This window comes from Pseudomonas citri, from assembly GCF_025336485.1.
Taxonomy (GTDB): domain Bacteria; phylum Pseudomonadota; class Gammaproteobacteria; order Pseudomonadales; family Pseudomonadaceae; genus Aquipseudomonas; species Aquipseudomonas citri.
Genome location: NZ_JAODAB010000013.1, coordinates 72,518 through 95,282, shown reverse-complemented (window position 1 = coordinate 95,282; position 22,765 = coordinate 72,518). Strand labels below are relative to the sequence as shown.

General features: G+C 62.1%; 19 protein-coding genes. 6 read left to right on the top strand and 13 right to left on the bottom strand.

Annotated features, from left to right (window positions below):
• Positions 1 to 43 precede the first annotated feature (43 nt).
• Positions 44 to 1,495 carry a pyruvate kinase gene (gene pyk, locus N4Q37_RS16025; RefSeq protein ID WP_260959209.1) on the bottom strand — a complete coding sequence of 484 codons (1,452 nt, stop codon included), beginning with the start codon at positions 1,493 to 1,495 and terminating at the stop codon, positions 44 to 46.
• 364 nt (positions 1,496 to 1,859) lie between these two features.
• On the opposite strand from pyk, the gene N4Q37_RS16020 reads away from it, so the two are divergent.
• Together N4Q37_RS16020 and N4Q37_RS16015 are read left to right on the top strand one after the other, a co-directional pair.
• The gene (locus N4Q37_RS16020; protein ID WP_260959207.1) at positions 1,860 to 2,231 is read left to right on the top strand and encodes a tetratricopeptide repeat protein; all 372 of its coding nucleotides are present in this window, start codon (positions 1,860 to 1,862) and stop codon (positions 2,229 to 2,231) included.
• A gap of 272 nt (positions 2,232 to 2,503) precedes the next feature.
• Positions 2,504 to 2,866: a PilZ domain-containing protein gene (locus tag N4Q37_RS16015; RefSeq protein ID WP_260959205.1), complete on the top strand. Its 363-nt coding sequence runs from the start codon at positions 2,504 to 2,506 to the stop codon at positions 2,864 to 2,866.
• 5 nt (positions 2,867 to 2,871) lie between these two features.
• Here the strand turns inward: N4Q37_RS16015 and N4Q37_RS16010 are convergent, their stop codons facing one another.
• From N4Q37_RS16010 to N4Q37_RS15980, 7 genes are all read right to left on the bottom strand, one after another.
• A complete protein-coding gene (locus N4Q37_RS16010) occupies positions 2,872 to 4,203 on the bottom strand; it encodes a DUF58 domain-containing protein (RefSeq protein ID WP_260959203.1) in 1,332 nt (443 codons plus the stop codon).
• 204 nt (positions 4,204 to 4,407) lie between these two features.
• A complete protein-coding gene (locus tag N4Q37_RS16005) occupies positions 4,408 to 5,412 on the bottom strand; it encodes an AAA family ATPase (protein ID WP_260959202.1) in 1,005 nt (334 codons plus the stop codon).
• Positions 5,413 to 5,460: 48 nt separating this feature from the next.
• Positions 5,461 to 6,648, bottom strand: a complete 1,188-nt coding sequence (locus tag N4Q37_RS16000) for a Fic family protein (RefSeq protein WP_260959200.1) — start codon at positions 6,646 to 6,648, stop codon at positions 5,461 to 5,463.
• A gap of 156 nt (positions 6,649 to 6,804) precedes the next feature.
• Complete coding sequence (locus N4Q37_RS15995) at positions 6,805 to 7,971, bottom strand: DUF4350 domain-containing protein (RefSeq protein WP_260959199.1); 1,167 nt, start codon at positions 7,969 to 7,971, stop codon at positions 6,805 to 6,807.
• Positions 7,968 to 9,506: a DUF4129 domain-containing protein gene (locus tag N4Q37_RS15990; protein ID WP_260959197.1), complete on the bottom strand. Its 1,539-nt coding sequence runs from the start codon at positions 9,504 to 9,506 to the stop codon at positions 7,968 to 7,970. Before N4Q37_RS15990 ends, N4Q37_RS15995 begins: the two co-directional genes overlap by 4 nt.
• Complete coding sequence (locus tag N4Q37_RS15985; protein WP_260959195.1) at positions 9,493 to 10,467, bottom strand: stage II sporulation protein M; 975 nt, start codon at positions 10,465 to 10,467, stop codon at positions 9,493 to 9,495. The genes N4Q37_RS15990 and N4Q37_RS15985 overlap by 14 nt, the downstream gene beginning before the upstream one ends.
• Positions 10,464 to 11,189, bottom strand: a complete 726-nt coding sequence (locus tag N4Q37_RS15980; RefSeq protein ID WP_260959193.1) for an RDD family protein — start codon at positions 11,187 to 11,189, stop codon at positions 10,464 to 10,466. The genes N4Q37_RS15985 and N4Q37_RS15980 overlap by 4 nt, the downstream gene beginning before the upstream one ends.
• Positions 11,190 to 11,437: 248 nt before the next feature.
• On the opposite strand from N4Q37_RS15980, the gene sbcB reads away from it, so the two are divergent.
• The gene (sbcB, locus tag N4Q37_RS15975; protein WP_260959190.1) at positions 11,438 to 12,874 is read left to right on the top strand and encodes an exodeoxyribonuclease I; all 1,437 of its coding nucleotides are present in this window, start codon (positions 11,438 to 11,440) and stop codon (positions 12,872 to 12,874) included.
• 96 nt (positions 12,875 to 12,970) lie between these two features.
• On the opposite strand, the gene mvaT is transcribed toward sbcB, so the two are convergent.
• The gene (gene mvaT / locus N4Q37_RS15970) at positions 12,971 to 13,348 is read right to left on the bottom strand and encodes a histone-like nucleoid-structuring protein MvaT (RefSeq protein ID WP_260959188.1); all 378 of its coding nucleotides are present in this window, start codon (positions 13,346 to 13,348) and stop codon (positions 12,971 to 12,973) included.
• Positions 13,349 to 13,655: 307 nt separating this feature from the next.
• Here mvaT and purU point away from each other — a divergent pair, with 307 nt between their 5' ends.
• A complete protein-coding gene (gene purU / locus N4Q37_RS15965) occupies positions 13,656 to 14,504 on the top strand; it encodes a formyltetrahydrofolate deformylase (RefSeq protein WP_260959186.1) in 849 nt (282 codons plus the stop codon).
• A 39-nt stretch (positions 14,505 to 14,543) separates the two neighbouring features.
• Here the strand turns inward: purU and N4Q37_RS15960 are convergent, their stop codons facing one another.
• Genes N4Q37_RS15960 through N4Q37_RS15950 form a run of 3 tightly spaced genes read right to left on the bottom strand, consistent with a single transcriptional unit; the run spans position 14,544 to position 17,434 of the window.
• Entirely contained in the window at positions 14,544 to 15,539 is a 996-nt protein-coding gene (locus tag N4Q37_RS15960) for a lysylphosphatidylglycerol synthase transmembrane domain-containing protein (RefSeq protein ID WP_260959184.1), read from the bottom strand.
• Positions 15,536 to 16,303 (bottom strand): DUF2334 domain-containing protein, encoded by a 768-nt coding sequence (locus tag N4Q37_RS15955; RefSeq protein ID WP_260959182.1) that lies wholly within the window; start codon positions 16,301 to 16,303, stop codon positions 15,536 to 15,538. Before N4Q37_RS15955 ends, N4Q37_RS15960 begins: the two co-directional genes overlap by 4 nt.
• A gap of 15 nt (positions 16,304 to 16,318) precedes the next feature.
• On the bottom strand, positions 16,319 to 17,434 hold the full coding sequence (locus N4Q37_RS15950; RefSeq protein WP_260959181.1) for a glycosyltransferase family 4 protein: 1,116 nt from the start codon (positions 17,432 to 17,434) through the stop codon (positions 16,319 to 16,321).
• Positions 17,435 to 17,693: 259 nt separating this feature from the next.
• Between N4Q37_RS15950 and N4Q37_RS15945 the strand changes: the two genes are divergently transcribed.
• Positions 17,694 to 19,181, top strand: a complete 1,488-nt coding sequence (locus N4Q37_RS15945) for a DUF853 domain-containing protein (protein ID WP_260959179.1) — start codon at positions 17,694 to 17,696, stop codon at positions 19,179 to 19,181.
• A 9-nt stretch (positions 19,182 to 19,190) separates the two neighbouring features.
• Here the strand turns inward: N4Q37_RS15945 and N4Q37_RS15940 are convergent, their stop codons facing one another.
• Positions 19,191 to 19,646: a DUF721 domain-containing protein gene (locus N4Q37_RS15940; protein WP_260959177.1), complete on the bottom strand. Its 456-nt coding sequence runs from the start codon at positions 19,644 to 19,646 to the stop codon at positions 19,191 to 19,193.
• Between the two features lie 308 nt (positions 19,647 to 19,954).
• On the opposite strand from N4Q37_RS15940, the gene secA reads away from it, so the two are divergent.
• Positions 19,955 to 22,696, top strand: a complete 2,742-nt coding sequence (gene secA / locus N4Q37_RS15935; RefSeq protein WP_260959175.1) for a preprotein translocase subunit SecA — start codon at positions 19,955 to 19,957, stop codon at positions 22,694 to 22,696.
• Positions 22,697 to 22,765: the final 69 nt, after the last annotated feature.

Below are 22,765 nucleotides of genomic sequence, written 5' to 3'. Positions count from 1 at the left end.
GCCATCTACATGGCAGGGCTTTGGTTTTCCAGCGCTCGGTCACTCAGACCATCGGGTCGCCAACGTGCAGGATCTTCATCCCGTTGGTGCCACCGATGGTGTGGTAACTGTCGCCTTTGGTCAGGATCACCCAGTCACCGGTCTGCACCACGCCGCGCTTGACCAGTTCGTCCACCGCCGCCTGGCTGACTTCGCCCGGTTGCAGGGCGGCCGGGTCGAACGGCACGGTGTAGACGCCACGGAACAGTGCCGCGCGGGCCTGGGTTTCGCGGTGCGGGGAGAACGCGTAGATCGGCACCGAGGAGCGGATGCGCGACATGATCAACGGGGTGTAGCCACTTTCGGTCAGGGCGATGATCGCCTTCACGCCGGGGAAGTGGTTGGCGGTGTACATGGTCGCCAGGGCGATGCTTTCGTCGCAGCGCTCGAACGTCTTGCCGATGCGGTGGCTGGAGGTCTTGCTGGTCGGGTGCTTTTCCGCGCCCAGGCAGATGCGCGCCATGGCTTGCACCGCTTCGAGCGGGTAGAGGCCGGCGGCGCTTTCGGCCGAGAGCATTACGGCGTCGGTGTAGTCCAGCACGGCGTTGGCTACGTCGGACACTTCGGCGCGGGTCGGCATCGGGTTCTGGATCATCGACTCCATCATCTGGGTCGCGACGATCACCGCTTTGTTGTGGCGGCGGGCGTGCAGGATGATCTTCTTCTGGATGCCCACCAACTCGGCGTCGCCGATTTCCACGCCCAGGTCGCCACGGGCCACCATCACGGCGTCGGAGGCCTTGATCAGGCCATCGAGGGTTTCGTCGTCGGCCACGGCTTCGGCGCGTTCGATCTTGGCCACCAGCCAGGCGGTGCCGCCGGCTTCGTCGCGCAGTTGACGGGCGTACTCCATGTCGGCAGCGTCGCGTGGGAAGGACACGGCCAGGTAGTCGACTTCCATTTCCGCGGCCAGCTTGATGTCGGCCTTGTCTTTGTCGGTCAAGGCCGGGGCCGTCAGGCCGCCGCCACGACGGTTGATGCCTTTATGGTCCGACAGCGGGCCGCCGATGGTCACCACGCAGTTCAGTTCGGTGGCGGTGGCGGTCTCGACGCGCATCACTACGCGACCGTCGTCGAGCAGCAGCTCGTCGCCCACGCCGCAATCCTTGACCAGGTCCGGGTAGTCGATGCCGACCACTTGCTGGTTGCCTTCGGTCAGCGGATGGCTGGTGGAGAAGGTGAAGGTGTCACCGATCTTCAGTTCGATGCGCTTGTTGGCGAATTTGGCGATACGGATCTTCGGGCCTTGCAGGTCACCCAGCAGGGCGACGAAGCGGCCGTGCTTGGCGGCCAGGTCGCGCACCAGCTTGGCACGAGCCTTGTGCTCGTCGGGGGTGCCATGGGAAAAGTTCAGGCGGGCGACGTCCAGGCCAGCCAGGATCAGCTGTTCGAGAACTTCCGGCGAATGACTGGCCGGGCCAAGGGTAGCAACGATTTTGGTGCGACGGACGGACATGCAAGACTCCTCAGGTTCAAGCGCCAGCGAAGGCTACTATGCTCTTTGGGTGTAGTCATTGTTCATCTGCACTACTTTTTCGTTTGTTTTTCGAAATGAACATTCCTGAAAATTTGTGCACCTTGGACGAGCTTCGAGTACAGCTTGTCGGGCGGTGGAGTGACCCTGTGGGAGCACAGCTTGCTCGCGATGGCGATCTTGGGTGTGTCATCGCGGGCAAGCCTTGCTCCCGCAGGGCCTCATTCACATTCCTGTGCCCCCTGGCTGATCATCCGTCTACCAGAAGGACAACGCCCGGTTCCATTTTAGGCTGAAGAATTTCTTGCCCAGGCCGATACAGCGCTCAAGACAGGAGAACCTTCCCATGCGATTCGTGCTTTTTATTGCCCTGGCCCTGAGCATCACGGGCTGCACCCGGTGGTCGATGAACCATCACATGAACCTGGCCTACAAGGCCTATGAGCGCGGCAATTGCGAACAGGTGATGCTCGAACTGTCCCAGGTCGACCGCGACAGCCGCGCCCGGCGCTACATGCAGCCGGAGGTCTCGATGATGCGCGGCCAGTGCCTGGAGCGGCAGAAGCTGTTCATCGATGCGGCGCAGACCTATCAGTTCATCATCACGCAATACCCCGAGAGCGAATACGCCTTCCGCGCTCGCGCGCGGCTCGAGACCCTGCAGAGCCTGGGCCATTACCCGACCCGCAGCGCCTCGGCGATCCGTCCTGCATCCTGAGACATCCCGCAGCCACAGCGCTTCAGCGCCCATTGCAGGGCGGTTTGATTAACGGTTGTTTATAGACTGGCCGCCCTGCAATCATGAGCTATATTGTACAAGTCGTATTAGAGCTAGATCTCTAGATTCAAGGGGCACCTGTGACCGGCATCAATTCTGGCCATGGCGTAATAGGCGTCTGGCACCGGGATCGGGGAGAGCGGGCTGGCGTGTGCTCGTTCCGAAATATTCGGTAGCCCCTGTTCGGGGTCGTTCAAAAAGCGATACAAGCCATGTACAAGAATCGGCGAATTGAGCGGCAGCAACTGCCGTATTTCCTGAAAGTGTTTAATGGCGTCAACGACAGGCCCATCGGCTTTTTGGGTAATGTTTCGGAAGATGGCCTGATGCTCATCAGCCATTTGCCGTTGTTGGTCGGTGCAGACTTCGATCTGCGCCTGAAAATTCCCACCGACGACGGCGGGCAGCAAATCATCCAGATAAAGGCCAATTGCTTGTGGTGCCGTGAAGATGTCACACCACAGCATTTCGATGCCGGTTTCAAACTGCGCGGAGCCGTTGCGCCGGAATACGGGCAGTTGGTCAGCGACTTGCAGCAGTATTTCAGTTTTCACCCGTTGCCAGCGTCGGCTTGAGGCTGCTACGCGGTCCCGGCCTTTTTCCAGGCTAGGTATTGCGTCACCAATTGCGCCCCCAATTCACTAGGGCGTGAATCTAGCACCGGGATGGCATGGGCGCCCAGTCGCTTGTGCAGCTCGGCCCGCGTATTCAGATAGTCCACCGTCCCGCAATAAGCCAAGGCCTCGGGCAGGGTTTGCACGGGTACCTGGCGCAAGCGATCGAGCGCCTCTTCCCGCAGGCTGGCCAGCAGGACCCGATGCTGTTGGCCCAGCCGTTTGAGGGCTGCCAGCAGCTCTTCATCGTCTTCATCCCGCAGGTTGGTCACCAGCACCACCAGGGCCCGGCGTTTCTGCCGGGCCAGCAATTGGGTCACGGCTGCCTGGTAATCGGCGGGGCGTTGGCTGCTGTCGAGGTCGTAGACGGCGTTGAGCAATACGTTGAGCTGGCCGCTGCCCTTGACCGGTGCGAGGTAGCGGGGCTGTTCGGTGGCGAAAGTGCCCAGGCCCACGGCGTCGCCCTGGCGCAAGGCGGTGTAGCTGAGCAGCAGGCAGGCGTTGAGGGCGTGGTCGAAATGGGCCAGCTCGCCGTCCTGGCTGCGCATGCGCCGACCGCAATCGAGCAGGAAGATAATCTGTTGGTCGCGTTCGTCTTCGTACTCCCGGGCAATCGGCGTGCGGTGGCGTGCGGTGGCTTTCCAATCGATCTGGCGCAGGCTGTCGCCTTCGCGAAACTCGCGTAGTTGATGGAATTCCTGACCCTGGCCGCGTCGTTGATGTTGGCGAATGCCCAGATGACTGAGCCAGTTGTCCACGGCCAATAGCTGGCCCTCGTAAAGCCTGGCGAAGTCGGGGTAGACGCGGGTCTCGTCGGCGGCATCCAGCAGGCGTTTGTCGGTCCACAGGCCCAACGGGCTCGGCAGGTGGGTCTCGCAGTGTTCGAAGCTGAAGTGCCCGCGCTTGAGCGGACGCAGGCGATAGCCGACCTGGCTGTGCTGGCCGGGTTGCAGTTCGACGGACAATGGCAGGTTCTCGAAATCCAGCCCGTCGGCGACGTGATCGAAGACCTGTACGTTCAGCGGTCGCTGGAAATCATGGCTGACTTGCAGGCGTACCTCACTCCATCGACCCAGCGCCAGGCTCCCCGGCATCTGTCGTTGTACCTGGGGCGAGGGTAGGCGCTTGAGGCGCACGGCGTCGAGGGTTGCCAAGGCCAGCAGCGCCAGCAGCAAGCCCCAGTTGATCGACAGCAGCGTCGATGGCACTGCCATGCCCAACGCCCGCAACGCGCCCAGCACGATACTCACGGCCAGCAATACGGCGAGCCAGGTCAGCAGCAGGCGGGAGGGTTTCATCTATACAGTGCCTTTGGGTGAAATGCTGAGCGAGCCTTTTGGCAGGGGGCTTCCTGTGGGAGCAAAGCTTGCTCGCGAAATAGGCGACTCGATTTCTGAGCGACCGCGTCGTTTCCATCGCGGGCAAGCCTTGCTCCCACATGAGTCTCCCTCGCCACAGCAATGTCCTTTTCCACAATCAATGTGTCATCACCCTGGTCTGGCTCACAACCGTGGCGCCGGCACTTGTTCGAGCAGTTGCCCGAGCACCTGGTCCACTGACAGCCCTTCGATATCCAGCTCCGGCGCCAGGCGGACGCGATGGCGCAGTACCGCCAGGGCGCAGCCCTTGACGTCATCCGGCACCACGAACTCGCCGCCACGCAACAACGCCCGGGCCCGGGCGCAACGCACCAGCGCGATCGAGGCGCGAGGCCCGGCGCCGAGGGTCAACCCCGGCCAACTGCGACTGGTGCGGGCCAGGCGCACGGCGTAGTCGAGCACCTGCTCGTCCATCGGCAGGTCGCTGGCGATGCGTTGCAGCGCTTGCACGTCCTTGGCTTGCAGCACCGTGCGCAGCGGCTGCACGTCGAGCATGTCGGCGCGGGTCGAGCGGCTGACCTGGCGCACCATGTCCAACTCCTGGTCGGCGTCGGGGTAGTCCATGCGCACCTTGAGCATGAAACGATCGAGTTCGGCCTCTGGCAGCGGGTAGGTGCCTTCCTGTTCGATAGGGTTCTGGGTGGCGAGCACCATGAACGGCTGGGTGATGGGCAACGCGCGGCCTTCGAGGGTGACCTGGCGTTCTTGCATGGCTTCGAGCAGCGCGGCCTGGGTCTTGGCCGGCGCCCGGTTGATCTCGTCGGCCAGCAGCAGGTTGGTGAACACCGGGCCCTTGCGCAGCTTGAACTGTTCGGTCTGCAAGTCGTACACCGCATGGCCGGTCACGTCGCTGGGCATCAGGTCGGGGGTGAACTGGATGCGTGCGTATTCGCCGCTGAAACAACGCGCCAGGGCCCGCACCAGCAGCGTCTTGCCCAGTCCCGGCACGCCTTCGAGCAAGACGTGGCCGCCAGCGATCAGCGCCGTGAGCACGTCGTCGACGACCTCGGCCTGGCCGACCACCGCCTTATGCAATTCGCTGCGTATGGCCTGGGCCAACTGACTGGCACGCTGGCGCTGTTGGGTGGCATGGGCCTGGCTGCCGGCTGGTTCGTTTTGTTCAGTCATCAATTCTGGCGTTCTCCTGATGGTTAGATCCTATGTCGCTGACACAACTTAGCCCATATGGAAATGCAGGTTCGCAAAGATCAATCCGGCGAAGCGTGCGGGCAAACCCGCTTTCACCGTGCGGGACCGTGGGGTGCTGCTGACCACGATCCCCGCTTCGATCAAGCGACTCAGTTCTTCCGTTGCAAGCCGATCCTTCAAGCCGGTGAACACCTTGAATTCCGCGCGAGGCATCGCACCTTGGGTAAGTAGCGCCAACACAGCTGCCGCACTGGTGGGCCTGATGCCGGCGCGGCGAAGCTCAGGATCCGTCGAGAACACATGAACGACCTGCTCGCGCAGCTTGGCAGGGTTGAGCGAGGTCGTCATGTACTCGATCTGGTCGTGGCAGACATCGAGCATGAATTCGATGAAGTTGAAATAGTGATGCTGTGAGAGTTGTCCTCGCCCGTCATAGTCACCTTCACGAGGGCGATCAGCCAAAGCCAGGAAGCGATAATACTCATCTTGCCTGCGAGCCAGTCCACGGGACAGTGACCATAGGAAAGGTTTCAGCCCGAGGTGAACAAGTTGCAGGTGGGTGAGCATCCGAGTCACTCGACCATTGCCATCAAGGAAAGGGTGGACAAGCGCTACTCGATGATGACTTGCCAGGGCCGCGATCAGTTGGCGCCGCGGATCCTTTATTCGTCCATAGTGCAATTGCAGATGCTCAAGCATGGGCAAGACAGCGGTAGCCGAGGGAGCGACATGTGTGCCGACCTGGACCTGTTCATTCTCTTCCGTACGCAGCCTGCCAGGCTCCATCATGCGACCGTCACCTAGCGTCAGTTCCTGCCGGGAAGCGTCCTTGAACAGTCGACGATGAAGGGTAGCGATCAACTTGGGGTCGAACATGGTAGAGAAACTGTCCGCTGGCCGCATGCGAAACAAGCGCTCCATCACCTCTTGCTGCGTCATGTGCTGCACGGCGAGCTCCTTGAGCTCCTTTCTCTCCCGTTTCGGGGTCGTGCGAGCAGCCTGCAGGTCGGCTATTTCGGTTCGATGCCCTTCGATCAGATTCGAATAGTAGGTATTGGTGATGCGCAACAGCCCTGCCAGTTGCTTCGATGTCTCGTCGGCGAGCCGTCCAGCAAGAAATTCTGCCTTGCGCGGCAATTGATCCGCAGCCTGAATGAGCGAGTCGGGCAGATGTTCTGGCAGCACTGGGTCGAGGTACGTCTTCGAGGTGATCATCGTGTTGCTTCCAACGAAAAGGAACGGCTGTTCTTACGCAATATCTGCGGAAATTTATGCGGAAAATAAATGGTCTATAAGGCCCGTTATGACAAGGTTAGACGATGCCGCGCGATAGATTACCACCCATGTATTTGCGGATTTTTCTGCGTAAATCTATAAGGCATTCCTGAGGTTTTGCAAATGGGCGACCAGGCGGCAGAACTCAGCGCTGGACAGGCGCTGTTTCGGTCGGGGGCTTAGGGCCTGGCTGATGGCTCGTGTGGGTTGGCGCGTGAGGCGGGCGAGGACCTGCCATTGTTCAGCGACGGCCAGTTGTTCGAAGCCGGGGTGCAGATGGCGGGCGCGGCGCAGTACGTCCTGCTGCAAGGTGTGCAACAGCTGTTGCTGGCCGTTGTGGCGCAGGTGGAAGCCGGCGCTGGCCTGCAAATGCTCTTCCAACTGGCGCCGTGCCTTGGGAGCCGGTTGTTGCAAGGGACCCAGGCGCGCCGCTGCGCGCCACAGCCACAGGCCGATCAGCGCCAGCAGGGCGAGCAATGCCTGGGGGAAATAGCGCAGCAGCAGGCCCAGCAGGTTGTCGTGATCGGTGTTGAACAGCAGCGTGACGTCGGTGTCGGCGCTCAAGTACCAAAGCAGCCAGGCGTTGTCGTAGTGGTCGATGTGCTCGTTCTTCCACAGCTCGGCGTCGGTGATCACGATGATCGAACCCAGGCCGAGGTTCAGTTGCATCATGTGGGTCGACGACGCGCTGTTGGCCCAGGCCTGGGCCAGGTTGTGCGGGTCTTCGAGGTGGTAGTCGGTGTCGAAGTCGACATACGCTGGCGCTTCTTCGTCTTCCAGGTACAGCTTGGTCAGTTCGGGGTAGCGATCCTTGATGAGCTCCGGCGCCGGCTCCTTGAGGTCCTTGCTGAGCATCTGCCGCAGGAGTACGCGGTCCAGCAGCAAATCGTCGCTGCTGTCGGTGCTCTCGTCCCACAGGGCCTCGGCGACAAACAGCAGGCGCCCGCCGGCCCGGGTCCAGTTCAGCAACTGCTCGACGTCCCGTGGCGTCATGTTGCTTCGCTCGCCCAGCAACAGCAGGGTGCGCTGGCGGGGCTCCAGGGTGGGGAGGACGTCGAGGCTATTGGCGTGCTCGACCTTGATGCCCTGCTGGCCCAGGAAATACTCGGCCGCCAGGTAGGGGTTGGCCTGGGCTTGCGGCGAGGGGCCATGGTCGATGGTTTCCTGGTAGGGCACCGCCTTCGTATAGACGAGGTAAGCGGCCAGCCCGCACAGCACCACGGCCACGACGGCCCCCACCAGCCATCCCGGGCGCGGTCTCATCGGGACGCTCCCGACCCGAACAGCCCACGCCAGCCATCGCACAGTTCTCGTTGCAGATGGGCCGGCGGTGGGCGATGCCCGTAAGCGATGTTCTGCCAATGCAGCGTCAGGTCTTTGCTGAACACCAGCAAGTCCTGTTGCTGAAGTCGTTCGACGCGTTGCAGCACCTGGCCTTCGGTGTCAGCCGGTTTCAAGGGCATGTTGAAATCATGATGCAAGCGGCTGAGCAGGGCGCGGTAGAGCAGGCCGAGGGCGTCACGGGGGTGAGTGGCCCAGAGTTGTTCGACACTGGCGGCAACGTCCTCCGGCAGGCTTTCCTGGCGTATGTCCAGGCCGAACATCCGCGCCGGTGCCGGTTGTTCGACGGCTGGCAATCGCGTCGACCGGCGGGGCACCAGGGCTTGGGCCTGCTCACGATAGCGCCAGGCCAGCCAGGCGATCGCGCCGGCCAGGCAGGCCCAGAGGATGACCTGGATCAGCGTGGCGGCGGCGTCGAAGCGTTGGCTGCCGATCCAGTTGAACAACGCCTTGAGCCAGCCCGGGGCGGGCTCGGTCTCGGGGGATTCGGTGCTTTCTTTGCCAAAACGATAGCGGGTGATTGTCTCTGGGTTCTTGAACGGCGGGACTTGCAGGATCGCCTTGATGCTGTCGCGCGACGCCTCGCTGGTCAGCGGTTGGTTGAGCAGCCGTGGGCTTTCGGGGGTGCTGCTGTCCTCGTCGGCCCACGCCGGGGGCACCAGGACGGGCAGCAGCACGGCCAGCAGGAGCAGCGCCGGGGCCACGCCGCTCAAGCGCTGGCGCAGGCGCCGGAACACCAGTTCGATGTCCCAGGCTTCGAGGATCGTGCGCCGGTTCAGGTAGAGGCTGAAGCCCGCGGCGACGTAGATCGGCTCCCAGACGATCAGCAGCAAGGGGTAGAGGAAGTTGACCAGGTGCTCGAACCTCAGCACGGTGTGCTCGCTCGTTGCGATCAGCATCTGCCAATCCCATTCCAGTTCGACCTGTTGTGGAACGAACAGATAGAACAGCGCCATCAGGCCGAACCATAGGGCGCTTTCCAGGTGCACGCCAATGACTGTCAGCCACTGCGCCGCGCCACCGTTGCGTTGCAGCAAGACCCGCAGGCGTTGTTCCCGCGCCGCGCCGGCCAGCCCTTCGAGTTGCACCACGGGCATCAGGAAGCTGCGGCTCAGGCTCAGCCTGCGCCAGGTCAGGCTCGCCAACAACTGGGGCTTGAGCAGCGCCGGCCATTGGCGCAAGGCCTGTTTCAAGGTCGGGGTTTCGCCAAACAGTGCCTTGGACAGGATGTACAGGGGCAAGCGATCGAAGGCCGGCTTCAACCACCAGAACAGGATCACGACCAGGGACGGCCACTCCCACAGCAACACCGTCAACAACGCATACACCGGCAGGGTGACGATGGCCCAACTGGTCATCAACAGGCGTCGGTGTTGCTGGCTCATCAGTACGCCGAGGTCCATGGCTTCCCAGGCGGTACGCGGGCGGATGACGACCGTGGCATCACTCAGGCGCATGACGGCTCCGTCCGGCAAACGAGAGGTAGCTGATCACCAGCAACCATAACAAGGCGCCGACCGTGTATTTGGTGGCGGGCGTCACGGCGCTGGAGGACCAGTACGCCTCGATGAAGGCGGCGATCAGCAGCAACAGGACGATGCCGCCGATCAAAAGCACGCTTTTGCCTGCTGCGAGCCGCAGGGCTTCGCCCCGGGTGAGTCGCCCCGGCGCGATCAATGCCCAGCCCAGTTGCAGGCCGGCGGCACCGGCCAGGACAATGGCGGTCAGTTCGAAGGCACCATGGCCGATCACGAACGACCAGAACGTCGTGGCGGACCCGACCTGGGTCAGGTGGCCGGCCACGGCGCCGATGGTCAGGCCGTTGAAAAACAGGAAGAACGCGCTCCCCAGGCCAAACATCAAGCCACTGGCAAAGGTCTGAAAAGCGATGCCGATGTTGTGCATGATGTAGTAGCCGAACATGACCCAATCTTCGCTGGCGGCCCGTTCGACGGCGCGCCCCAGATGCCCGGAAGCCGGGTCGTACATGCTGCGGATCTGGCTTACCTCGTCGACACTCAGCACGCTGTAGACCAAATCCGGATACCAATAGACCAGCAGCGCGATGCCGGCCAGGCTGCCGAGGAACATTGCGGCGGCGGCCAGCACGAACCGCCATTGTTCACGGACCAGTCGGGGAAACCCGGCCAGGATAAAGGCCGAGAGGCTGAGCGAAAGCCGGCTGCGCTCCCGATAGAGTTGCTGGTGGCCACGCAGTGCCAGTTGTTGCAGGGTGTCGACCAGCAGGCTGCTGTAGCCGCGGGCCTGGGCCAGTGCCAGGTGATGGCAAAGCCGTCGGTAGGCAGCGGGGAAGTCGCCGTCCTGGAGCGCATTGCGACTGCGCTCCAATTGATCGAGCTGCCGGGCCAGTTGGTCCCACTCCGTTTGATGGCGGCTTTCGAACAGGCTCTGCTTCATGTTGACCCCAGCAGGCCGCGGGCGATGCCATTGAGCTGTGTCGCGGCTTGGGGCGGCTGGACGTTCAAGGGCGCGGCCAGGATGCCAGCCAGTTCGTTGACCCGCGCGGGGGAGAGTTCCGCCTGGCGCTCGGCGAAACCGAGTACGGCGCGTTGCTCGCTCAAGCTCAGGGTGAAGGGCAACCGTATGGGGTGTGCCATGGGCAGGGTGGGGCGCTTGACCGGCTGTTCGCGATACACCACCAGGGTGCCCGCCGCGAGATCTCCCAGGCGTTTGAATGCCGGATGTTGCAGGCAACTGATCGCGCCGAAGGTATAGCCGAAGGGCAGCATGTCGACGAAACGCAACAGGTTGCGAATCAGCGAGGCCGACCAGCTCACGGGCCGGCCATCGTCCTGGACCACGCGCAAGCCCATGACCTGCTTGCCGGGGGAGCGGCCCTGGTTCAATACCTCGAACAGCACCATGTACCACCAACTGATGACGAACAGCAGGATAGAGCCCAGGCCGATCCCCACTTCGCCGAAAAACGCCAGGATGATGAAGAGCAGGCCCAGGATCAGTCCGCGTATGGCCAGGTCGAGGGTGAAGGCGAGTGCACGGGGCATCAACCCCGCCGGGCGCAGCGGCAGGTCGATGCCTTCGGGCGTCTCGACCTGATACCGCGTGTCCAATGGCGCAGGCAGCGTCGCGTTCCTTTGCAGTGCTGATTTTTCGAGCATGGGCAACCTGAATGATGGGCCGGGTCGAAGAGTTATCTCGGCCCCGATGCTAGCAGTCTTCGTGCGGGCGGACGATATGGCTGTGTGTGTCATTTCACGGATTGCCCAATACGACCCGGCCGCGGATCCATTGTGGGTTGATTCCGCGGGGCTGCGATAAGTACTTGGCATTCAAAAGTTACACGACCGCTGGCCGTCGCTGGGTTCGAGCGCCTAGACTTTGCCAGTCTTCAGTTCAGGAACAGCCCGTGACTTCCATTTTCTGGTACGACTACGAAACCACCGGCATCAATCCGCGTTGCGACCGGCCCTTGCAGGTGGCGGGTATCCGTACCGATTTCCAGCTCAATGAGATCGATGAGCCGGTGAACCTGTATTGCCGTCCCAGTGACGACATCCTGCCCCATCCGGCGGCCTGTGCGATCACCGGCATCACCCCGGCATGCCTGGCGGAAAAGGGTTTGAGCGAAGCCGATTTCATGACCCGTGTCCATGCACAACTGGCCGCCCCCGGGACGTGCGGCGCCGGCTACAACACCCTGCGCTTCGACGATGAAATGACTCGCTACAGCCTGTATCGGAATTTCTTCGACCCGTACGCACGCGAGTGGCAAGGCGGCAACAGCCGATGGGATCTGATCGACCTGGTGCGCGCGGCCTACGCGCTGCGCCCGCAAGGCATTAGCTGGCCGCAAGAAGAGGGCCGCGTCACCCTCAAGCTGGAGCGCCTGACGGCCGCCAACGGTATTGATCATGGCCAGGCCCACGATGCGTTGTCGGACGTGCGCGCGACCATCGCCCTGGCGCGCCTGATCCGGCACAAGCAACCCCGGCTCTACGACTGGCTGTTCCAGTTGCGCAGCAAACAGAACGTGATGGAGCAGATCCGCCTGCTGCAACCCTTGGTGCATGTTTCCGGGCGTTTTTCCGGCGAGCGCAATTATCTCGGCGTGGTCCTGCCGCTGGCCTGGCATCCGAAGAACCGCAATGCCCTGATTGTCTGCGACCTGCACCTGGATCCCCAGGGCCTGCTCGATAACGACGCCGACACGTTGCGCCAACGCCTGTATACCCGTCGCGAGGAATTGCTCGAAGGTGAGTTGCCCGTGCCGCTCAAGCTCATCCATATCAACAAATGCCCGGTGGTTGCGCCGCTCTCGGTACTGCGGGCGGAGGATCGGCAGCGACTGCAACTGGATATGGAGGGTTATCAGCAGCGGGCGTTGCGGCTAACTGCCGCACAGAAAGTTTGGCAGGACAAACTCCAGGCTATTTATGGGGGCGAGGATTTCACCGCCAGCGAAGATCCCGAACAACAGTTGTACGCAGGTTTCCTCGGTGATCGCGATCGGCGTTTATGTGAGCAAGTCCGACTGGCGGATCCGGCTCAATTGACCCGGGAGCGCTGGCCTTTCGATGATGAGCGTTTGCCGGAGTTATTGTTCCGATATCGCGCCCGTAACTTTCCTGACACGTTGAATGAGCAAGAGCACGAGCGTTGGAGACTTTTCTGTCAACAACGCCTGTCATCCCCGGAGTGGGGCGCGCCTAATACGCTGGAAAGTTTTGATAAGGCGATGGCGCAATGGATGCCTGTTGCAACGCCATTGCAGCGAGAAATACTCCTGCAATGGCAGGGATACAGCGAGCAACTGCGCAACCGTTTAAGCCTTGGGTCATGGTGAGTTGAAAAGATGACAGGGATAAAAAAACGCCAGCGAATGCTGGCGTTTTTTGTTCGCAAACAATGGTGCGAACCCAATGGTGCGAACCGGTGAGGCTTAACCCAGCAGGGTTGCCCAGCCTTCAACCACGTCACCGCCCCACTTGGCTTTCCACTCTTTCAGAGTCTTGTGGTTGCCACCTTTGGTTTCGATGACTTCGCCGTTGTGCGGGTTTTTGTATTGCTTAACTTTGCGAGCGCGTTTGGTGCCGGTAGTTTTCACGGCGCCACGTGGGGCTTTGCTCGATTTGGCTTCTGGATCCAGCAGGGCAATGATGTCGCGCAGGGACTTGGAGTATTCGCCCATCAGCGTGCGCAGTTTGCCTTCGAATTCCAGTTCTTTTTGCAGCTTGTCGTCTTGCGACAGGTTTTTCAGGCGCGCTTGCAGTTCTTTGATGGCTTCTTCTGTGGCGCGGTATTCATTGATCAAGGACATGGGGACTACCTTATGTAGGAGACGGGTGGTAAGGACACAGTGCGGCAATAGTAATCAGACAGTTTCATCAAGTAAACATTTAGCCGGTGTTTTATTTAATTAATTAGTGCTGCCCCGCCAAAAACCGTGTTGCAGTTAAATTCCAACAGTTTCTTCACATCTGTTCACACATATAGCATCCCTGCGCGGGCCAGGCGCTTGGCTATCCACCGCTGTCCGCCGTGGGCGGCGGCCAATCATCAATACTGCAGTTTTGTTGCGCAATGGCTAGAATGGCCGCCTTTGCGAAGTTCTGGAGTTTCCCCTAATGCGCACTTTTCGGTTGGTGATCGCTTGCCCGGACCGCGTCGGCATCGTTGCTAAAGTCAGTAACTTTCTGGCGTCCCATAACGGTTGGATCACCGAAGCAAGCCATCACTCGGACGATCAAAACGGTTGGTTTTTCATGCGTCACGAGATTCGCGCCGACTCGCTACCCTTCGGTATCGAGGCTTTTCGCGAGGCGTTCGCACCGATTGCCCAAGAGTTCTCGATGGACTGGCGCATCACCGATACCGCGCAAAAAAAACGTGTGGTGTTGATGGCCAGTCGTGAATCCCACTGCCTGGCCGACCTGTTGCATCGCTGGCACAGCGATGAGCTCGATTGCGATATCGCCTGCGTAATCTCCAACCATGACGACTTGCGCAGCATGGTGGAGTGGCACGGCATCCCGTACTACCACGTACCGGTCAACCCGCAGGACAAGCAGCCGGCGTTCGCCGAAGTCTCGCGCCTGGTCAAGCAGCACGATGCCGACGTCGTAGTGCTGGCCCGCTACATGCAAATCCTGCCGCCGGCGTTGTGCAGTGAATATGCCCAGAAAGTCATCAACATCCACCACAGCTTCCTGCCTTCGTTCGTCGGCGCCAAGCCGTATCACCAGGCCTCGATGCGGGGTGTGAAGTTGATCGGCGCCACCTGCCACTACGTGACCGAAGAGCTGGACGCCGGTCCGATCATCGAGCAGGACGTGGTGCGCGTCAGCCACAGCGACAGCATCGACGACATGGTGCGTTTCGGCCGTGACGTCGAGAAGATGGTGCTGGCGCGGGGCCTGCGTTATCACCTGGAAGACCGGGTGCTGGTGCACGGCAACAAGACCGTGGTGTTCTGATCAAAGAAGGGCCTGGACGAGCAAATCGCCAGGCCTTTTTCATGCCTGCCTGAACCGCATCAACTTCTTGAGCAACGGTCGCCCGACCATCAGGAAGAACACCGGCCCGCCGGCCAGCAGGTAGAAGTAGTAGGTCACCGCCCGCCAGATCAGGATGGCCGCCGCTGCGGTGGATTTACCCACCATGGGCGCCAGCAACGCCGCCGATGTCACTTCCGCCGCACCGGCACCGCCCGGCAGCAGGCTGAACTGTCCTGCGCTCAAGGAGAGCATCTGGATCAGGAAGCTCCAGGCCCACTGCAAATCCGCGCCCAGGCCTCTGAGTGCCAGGTACAACACGCTGTAGCGCAACGCCCAGTGCAGGCACGTCAGGCCGAAAACCTGGAACAACGTCCGCCGTGGCAGTTTCAGGGTGTCGGTGAACGCCGCCAGAAAGTGCAGGATCTTGCGCCCCCAGCGTCGACGGGTGCTATCCCTGACCCGCAGATGGCCCAGCAACCGGGCCCCTAGCAGGATCAGCCGACGGTGATAGCGGGCCGCGAGCGCACAACCGAACAAGCCGCCAAACAATGACACGGCGCTCAAGGCCAACATCCATTCCAGGCGCTGGCTGAGGTTCTGGAACAGCGCGTACAGCAGGATGCCCACCAGCGCGCAGAGAAAGAACAGCAGGTCGCTCAGTTGGTCCATGGCAAACACCGCGCTGCCGTGGGCCGGGCGCACGCCGTTGCGCGAGAGCAGAGCCATCAGCGTCAGCGGTCCGCCGCTGCCGCCTGGCGTCGCGCACATGGCGAACTCGGTGGACATCACCACGCCGAGGCTTTTCAGTCCGCCGAGCTGCCCACGGTGTTCGCCCAGCAGCAGGCGCAGGCGCACGGAGTTCAGGCCCCAGCAGAGCAAGATCATGCACAACATGACCAGCAGCAACGACAAGGGAAAACGCTGCACCCGCGACCACATCTCCCCACCACCCACCAGCAACGGGACCAGCCACGCCGTGAGCAGCGCGAGGGCCAGCCAGACCATTCGCTTCATGCGGCGCTGCCGATCTTGAGTTCGCGGGTCGCTAGCCAGCGGGCCTTGGTCAGCGGCACGCGTCCATCCTCAAGCAGCCGTTCGAGGGTGCGTAGCCAGTAGTCCCGGGAAAACCGGTGGCGCATGTCCTCCGGGTGCAGTCCCATGCGAATCACGGGGGCCTGGCGCCAGCGCTGTTCACGCCGGTCGCTGATGACTTTCGACAAGCCACGGCGCCAGGCACTCCGGGCGCTCCAGACCAGCCCCGGGGCGTCGACGGGGGTAAAGTCTGGCAGGCGATACAAATGCCGGGGATCGCTGGTATAGCGCAGGGGCAGTTGGCGCAAGGCCTGGCGTGTACCTTCGCTCATCAGCCAGGCCGGCGCGACGAACCCCTCCAGCGGCCACTGGTAGCGCTGGAACAGGTCAATGCCCGCACGCAGGCGCCGGAGGGCCTCGGCCTCGGACAAGGCGTAGAACTCGCCTTCATGGGTGTAGACCCGGCGCATGAACCAGTCCCTGGGCGAGCGTGGTGTCTTCCCCTCGTCGCAATGGTAATAGCCGTGCAAGACCAGTTCGTCGCCCCGCGCGACCCGGCGATCGAGCAGGCGACGCATGCTCGGAAAATGCTCCAGCCCATTGCCGTGGTGAAAGTCCGGCACCACCAGCCATGTCATCGGCACGTGGCCAAGGGCGTCGACGGCTTCGACAAAGGGCTGGTAGTCAGGCCAGGTTTGCGGGGCTACGTCATGTAACACCAGCAATACGCTGGATGGTGGATTCATCGCTGCGCACCTCGCTCAAGCCAACATCGGTATCTGGGCGCCGAGCACGGCGTAGTAATGGCCCAGTAGGCTATTGACCACCGAATCCCAGGCGTAATGACGTTCAACATGCTGCCGCGCCAGCACGCCGCGGCGTTGGCAGCCTTCGCTGAACAGCTGGCGCACGGCGTTGGCCATGGCCTGTGGGTTGTTGGGGGTACACAGCAGGCCGCAGTCTTCGTCGACGATTTCAGTGAAGGCGCCGGCTGCCACCGCTACCACCGGGATGCCGCAGGCCATGGCTTCGAGGATCACCAGGCCGAAGGTCTCCTGGTCCCCGGCATGGAGCAGGGCATCGGCGCTGGCCATCAGTCGGGCGACCTGTGGCGCCGGGCAGAACTCGTCGACCACGGTGACGTTGTTCTGCACCACGGCGGGCATCGACGAGCCGACCAGCAACAAGTGGTAGCGCTGGCCCAGGCGTTTCATGCACTTGAGCAGCACCGGCAGGTTTTTTTCCTTTGAGCCGCGGCCGGCGAACACCAGCAGGCGCGCGTCCTCGGCGATGCCCAGTTCGGCCCGCAGTTCCGAGTCGCGGGCGGCGGGGTTGAAGGTGTGCAGGTCCACGCCCAAGGGCTGCACGTAGACATTTTGCACGCCCAGGCCGGTCAACTTGTCGGCCATGACCTGGCTCGGCGCCAGGACCCGGTCGAAATTGCCGTATAACTTTCTGACGTAGGCTTCGATGTTGGGCGTGAACCAGTTGCCCATGCGGTTGCTCACCAGCAATGGCAGGTCGGAGTGATAGAAGCCGATCACCGGCACGTCGAGTTGTCGCCGGGCATCCAGGGCGGCCCAGGCCGTGAGATAGGGGTCGCCGACCTCGATCAGGTCCGGTTGCAAATCACGCAGGGCATTGCGCCAGGGCGCCAGGCGAAGGGGGAAGCGATAGCCCTTGCCGAACGGCAGGGGAGGGGCCGGAACCTTGTAGACCCCATCCTGCTCGCTCAAATGCGCGCCGGGGACCAGCAAACTGTGGCGAATACCGGGCCGATCCCCCAGCCGCCGGTGCTTGGCATCCAGATAAGTACGCACGCCGCCGCTGGCGGGGGCGTAGAACATGGTTATGTCCGCGATATGCACGATGAACATCCCTCTGGTCTGTGTATCTCCTGTGTTGACCTTTATGAATAATAGATGTTCGGTTGGGTTGCTGGGGCAGGGAGTCGGTCAAAGGGTGAGGGCTTGATGCTGTGGACGTGCTTTCAGGGATGGGCACGCAAAATGGTGTCAGATTCAAAAAAGCTGATATTTATATCTTTCCTTGAGGGGAGTCCCCGGCCTTGTGTTCAGCAGGATCTGTCGCTTCATATATGGCCATGCAAACCACAGATTAACCGCAGGTGACAAAATGCATGATTCATCGCAATTGGTGATCGGGGCCGACCTGAGCGGCCAGCCCATTGCCCAGGCCATGCGCCTGGCGAACCGACATGGCCTGGTGGCGGGCGCCACCGGCACCGGCAAGACCGTGACCTTGCAGCGCCTGGCTGAAATGTTCAGCGATGCCGGCGTGGCGGTGTTCGCCGCGGACATCAAGGGTGACCTGTGCGGTCTCGGTGCTGCCGGCAATCCCCAAGGCAAGATCGCCGAGCGCATCGCCGGCATGCCCTGGCTCGACCATCAGCCCCAGGCTTATCCGGTGAGCCTATGGGATATCCACGGCCAGTCCGGGCATCCGCTGCGCACCACCTTGAGCGAAATGGGCCCGTTGTTGATCGGCAGCCTGCTGGAACTGACCGACAGCCAGCAATCGGCGTTGTACGCCGCATTCAAGGTGGCCGACCGCGAAGGCCTGTTGTTGCTGGACCTCAAGGACCTCAAGGCGCTGCTCAATCACCTCAAGGACAACCCCGAGTTGCTGGGCGACGACGCCGCCCTGATGACCACCGGTTCCAGCCAGGCGTTGCTGCGTCGACTGTCCACCCTGGAGCAGCAGGGCGCGGACGCGTTGTTTGGCGAACCGGCCTTGCAACTCGAAGACATCCTGCAACCGGCCAGCGACGGTCGTGGCCGTATCCATTTGCTCGACGCCAGCCGCCTGGTCCATGAGGCGCCGAAGGTCTATGCGACGTTCCTGTTGTGGCTGCTGGCCGAACTGTTCGAGCAACTGCCCGAGCGCGGCGATGCGGACAAACCCCTGTTGGCGCTGTTTTTCGACGAGGCGCACCTGCTTTTTGCCGGTACGCCGAAGGCCTTGCAAGAGCGTCTGGAGCAGGTGGTGCGGTTGATTCGCTCCAAGGGCGTCGGGGTGTATTTCGTGACCCAGTCGCCGGGGGACTTGCCCGACGATGTGCTGGCGCAATTGGGGTTGCGTATCCAGCATGGTTTGCGCGCCTTTACCGCCAAGGAGCAGAAGTCCTTGCGGGCGGTGGCCGACGGTTTCCGGCCGAACCCGCAGTTCGACACGCTGGCGGTACTGACCGAACTGGGCATCGGTGAAGCCTTGGTGGGCACCTTGCAGGAAAAGGGCACGCCGGAAATGGTCCAGCGCGTGCTGGTGGCGCCGCCGCAATCGCGCATCGGCCCGCTGACCGAGGCCGAACGCGCCGGGCTCATCGCCGGTTCGCCGCTGCAAGGGCGTTACGACAAGCCCATCGATCGTGAGTCGGCCTATGAAGTGCTGATGGGGCGCAAGGGGCTGGAGCCGCAGGCCGAAGCCGCACCGGACAAGCCGGCGGCCGAAGAACCGAGTTTCACCGAAAAGGCCGGCGAGTTCCTCGGCACGGCGGCCGGCCAGGCCTTGAAGTCGGCGATGCGCCAGGCGGCCAATCAACTGGGGCGGCAGTTGGTGCGCGGGTTGATGGGGTCGTTGCTGGGGGGGAGCAAGCGGCGGTAGTCGAAAATTTCAACCCTTGGGCTTGCCGTGCGCCGCCAGGCGCTCCAGCGCCGCCCGCAGGTTGGGGTCGCTGATGCCGTCGGCGGTGGCCTGGATGGTCGCGGCGGCGTCGGTGGACAAATCCAGCGTATGCCCGCGGGCGCCTACGTGGACCGTGGGCGGCTGCACCTTGAACAGGATCCGCGTCAGGCCGGCGAATTCTTCGAATACCTGCAATTGACGCACCAGGCGATTTTGCTGGTAGCGCAGGCGCGTGGCCCAGTGGCCGTCGGTGACGATCAACAGCAGGCAGCCTTCGCGCCAGGACGCCACGTGGCAGTGCTCGCGGGCGGCAGGTTGCAACTGGCTGTCCAGCAAGCGCTGCAGGTGACCCAGGCGCCGGGCGTGACCGAAGATGGCTTTCAGCGGCTTGGCTTCGCGCAGCAGGACGGCGGGCACCTTGGCGGTGAGAGGGCGGAAGGCCATGAACTGATACCGCAAGTGACAGAGGCGCCATGGTAGCAGAAAGCACCGCAGGTGCCTCGGCCCGGTGGTCCGAGGCGTTTTACCTGGACAATCAACGGTTAACTTCTGCGTTTTGTGGGTTGAAACTCGCACAAAAGACCTTACTTTAAGCAGGTCCCGTCACAGCGCTGTGCCAGCATCGTGGAATAACGCCACTTTCCTCTCCATCGTTTCCGGGTAGAATGCTCGTTCGCATGCGGCCATGAGGGCTGCACGGGCGACCCACGGGGCCCGCCCTCCATCCCTTTAGTGTGGAAGATCCTGCCGATATGTTTGCGCCTTTGTTAAAGAAACTTTTTGGAAGCAAGAACGAGCGTGAAGTCAAGCGCATGCTCAAGACGGTACAGACTGTCAATGCCTTCGAAGAGCAAATGGTGGCCCTTTCGGACGATCAGTTACGCGCCAAGACCGCCGAATTCAAGGGCCGCATCGCCAAGGGAGAAACCCTCGATCAGCTCCTGCCTGAAGCCTTTGCGGTCGCCCGCGAAGCCGGCAAGCGGATCATGGGCATGCGCCACTTCGACGTCCAGTTGATCGGCGGCATGACCTTGCACGAAGGCAAGATCGCCGAAATGCGCACCGGCGAGGGCAAGACCCTCGTGGCGACCCTGGGCGTGTACCTCAACGCATTGTCCGGCAAGGGCGTGCACGTGGTGACGGTCAACGACTACCTGGCCCGCCGCGACGCCAACTGGATGCGCCCGCTCTATGAATTCCTCGGCCTGACCGTCGGCGTCGTCACGCCGTTCCAGCCGCCGGAAGAGAAGCGCGCCGCCTACGCCGCCGACATCACCTACGGCACCAACAACGAATTCGGTTTCGACTACCTGCGCGACAACATGGCGTTCAGCCTGGAAGAAAAATTCCAGCGTGAACTCAACTTCGCCGTGATCGACGAAGTCGACTCCATCCTCATCGACGAAGCCCGTACCCCGCTGATCATCTCCGGCCAGGCCGAGGACAGCTCCAAGCTGTACATGGAGATCAACAAGCTGATCCCGCAGCTCAAGTTGCACGTCGAGGAAGTCGAAGGCCAGGTGACCCAGGCCGGGCACTATACCGTCGACGAGAAGACCCGCCAGGTCGAGCTCAACGAAGCCGGTCACCAGTTCATCGAGGACGTGCTGACCCGCGTTGGCTTGCTGGCCGAAGGCGAAAGCCTGTACTCGGCCCATAACCTGGGCCTGTTGACCCACGTCTATGCCGGCCTGCGCGCCCACAAACTGTTCCATCGCAACGTCGAATACATCGTGCAGGACGGCCAGGTCGTGCTGGTCGACGAGCACACCGGCCGCACCATGCCGGGCCGTCGCCTGTCCGAAGGCCTGCACCAGGCCATCGAAGCGAAGGAAGGCCTGAACATCCAGGCCGAGAGCCAGACCCTGGCCTCGACCACCTTCCAGAACTACTTCCGCCTGTACAGCAAACTCTCCGGCATGACCGGTACCGCTGACACCGAAGCGTTCGAATTCCACCAGATCTACGGCCTGCAAGTGGTGGTGATCCCCACCAACAAGCCACTGGCGCGCAAGGACTACAACGACCTGGTGTTCCTGACCGCCGAAGAGAAGTACGCGGCGATCATCAACGACATCAAGGAAGGCATGGCCCAGGGCCGGCCGATCCTGGTGGGTACCGCCACCATCGAGACCTCCGAGCACATGTCCGCCTTGCTCAACAAGGAAGGCATCGAGCACAAGGTCCTCAACGCCAAGTTCCACGAGAAGGAAGCCGAGATCATTGCCCAGGCCGGTCGCCCGGGTGCGCTGACCATCGCCACCAACATGGCCGGTCGTGGTACCGACATCCTGCTGGGCGGCAACTGGGAAGTGGAAGTCGCCTCCCTGGAAAGCCCGACCCCCGAGCAGATTGCGCAGATCAAGGCCGACTGGCAGAAGCGTCACCAGCAGGTGCTCGAGTCCGGTGGCTTGCAGGTGATCGCGTCCGAGCGCCACGAATCGCGCCGTATCGACAACCAGCTGCGTGGCCGCGCCGGTCGCCAGGGTGACGCCGGTTCCAGCCGTTTCTACCTGTCCCTGGAAGACAGCCTGATGCGCATCTTCGCCTCTGACCGGGTGAAGAATTTCATGAAGGCCCTGGGCATGCAGCCAGGCGAGGCGATCGAGCACCGCATGGTGACCAACGCCATCGAGAAAGCCCAGCGCAAGGTCGAAGGCCGCAACTTCGATATCCGCAAGCAACTGCTGGAGTTCGACGACGTCAACAACGAGCAGCGTAAAGTGATCTATCACATGCGCAACAGCTTGTTGGCCGCCGACAACATTGGCGACACCATCGCCGATTTCCGCCAGGAAGTGCTCAACGCCACCGTCAGCGCCCACATTCCGCCGCAATCGCTGCCGGAGCAATGGGACATCGCGGGCCTGGAAGCGGCCTTGCGCAGTGACTTCGGCGTGTCGTTGCCGATCCAGCAGTGGCTGGACGAAGACGATCACCTGTACGAAGAAACCCTGCGCGAGAAACTGCTCGCCGAACTGATCGCCGCTTACAACGAGAAGGAAGACCAGGCCGGCGCCGAAGCGCTGCGCTCCTTCGAGAAGCAGATCGTGCTGCGGGTGCTGGACGACCTGTGGAAAGACCACCTGTCGACCATGGACCACCTGCGCCACGGCATCCATTTGCGCGGTTACGCCCAGAAGAACCCGAAGCAGGAGTACAAGCGCGAGTCCTACACGCTGTTCTCCGACCTGCTGGATTCGATCAAGCGCGATTCGATCCGTGTGCTGTCCCACGTCCAGGTTCGCCGCGAAGACCCGGCCGAGGAAGAAGCCCGCCTGCGCCAGGAAGCCGAGGCCCTGGCTGCGCGCATGCAATTCGAACACGCCGCCGCGCCAGGCCTGGAAGCCAGCCAGGCCCAGGAAGAGGGTGTCGACGTGGACGTCGCCCTGGCCACCGCGCCAGTGCGCAACGAGCAGAAGCTGGGCCGCAACGAGCTGTGCTACTGCGGTTCGGGCAAGAAATACAAGCATTGCCACGGGCAGATTCAATAACCCCGTTGCAACGCTGAACCCTTTGCGCCGCGACAGGTCACGTTCTGTCGCGGCGTTTTGCCATTTGTT

Bases quoted from the DNA above. Each gene is read 5' to 3' on its own strand.
- N4Q37_RS16015 (WP_260959205.1), top strand. From the start codon at position 2,504: ATGTACAAGAATCGGCGAATTGAGCGGCAGCAACTGCCGTATTTCCTG.
- N4Q37_RS15980 (WP_260959193.1), bottom strand. From the start codon at position 11,189: ATGCTCGAAAAATCAGCACTGCAAAGGAACGCGACGCTGCCTGCGCCA.
- N4Q37_RS15940 (WP_260959177.1), bottom strand. From the start codon at position 19,646: ATGGCCTTCCGCCCTCTCACCGCCAAGGTGCCCGCCGTCCTGCTGCGC.
- N4Q37_RS16020 (WP_260959207.1), top strand. From the start codon at position 1,860: ATGCGATTCGTGCTTTTTATTGCCCTGGCCCTGAGCATCACGGGCTGC.
- secA (WP_260959175.1), top strand. From the start codon at position 19,955: ATGTTTGCGCCTTTGTTAAAGAAACTTTTTGGAAGCAAGAACGAGCGT.
- purU (WP_260959186.1), top strand. From the start codon at position 13,656: ATGCGCACTTTTCGGTTGGTGATCGCTTGCCCGGACCGCGTCGGCATC.
- mvaT (WP_260959188.1), bottom strand. From the start codon at position 13,348: ATGTCCTTGATCAATGAATACCGCGCCACAGAAGAAGCCATCAAAGAA.
- pyk (WP_260959209.1), bottom strand. From the start codon at position 1,495: ATGTCCGTCCGTCGCACCAAAATCGTTGCTACCCTTGGCCCGGCCAGT.
- N4Q37_RS15945 (WP_260959179.1), top strand. From the start codon at position 17,694: ATGCATGATTCATCGCAATTGGTGATCGGGGCCGACCTGAGCGGCCAG.
- N4Q37_RS16000 (WP_260959200.1), bottom strand. From the start codon at position 6,648: ATGATCACCTCGAAGACGTACCTCGACCCAGTGCTGCCAGAACATCTG.
- N4Q37_RS15955 (WP_260959182.1), bottom strand. From the start codon at position 16,303: ATGAATCCACCATCCAGCGTATTGCTGGTGTTACATGACGTAGCCCCG.
- N4Q37_RS15960 (WP_260959184.1), bottom strand. From the start codon at position 15,539: ATGAAGCGAATGGTCTGGCTGGCCCTCGCGCTGCTCACGGCGTGGCTG.
- N4Q37_RS16010 (WP_260959203.1), bottom strand. From the start codon at position 4,203: ATGAAACCCTCCCGCCTGCTGCTGACCTGGCTCGCCGTATTGCTGGCC.
- N4Q37_RS15990 (WP_260959197.1), bottom strand. From the start codon at position 9,506: ATGCGCCTGAGTGATGCCACGGTCGTCATCCGCCCGCGTACCGCCTGG.
- N4Q37_RS15950 (WP_260959181.1), bottom strand. From the start codon at position 17,434: ATGTTCATCGTGCATATCGCGGACATAACCATGTTCTACGCCCCCGCC.
- N4Q37_RS15995 (WP_260959199.1), bottom strand. From the start codon at position 7,971: ATGAGACCGCGCCCGGGATGGCTGGTGGGGGCCGTCGTGGCCGTGGTG.
- N4Q37_RS15985 (WP_260959195.1), bottom strand. From the start codon at position 10,467: ATGAAGCAGAGCCTGTTCGAAAGCCGCCATCAAACGGAGTGGGACCAA.
- N4Q37_RS16005 (WP_260959202.1), bottom strand. From the start codon at position 5,412: ATGACTGAACAAAACGAACCAGCCGGCAGCCAGGCCCATGCCACCCAA.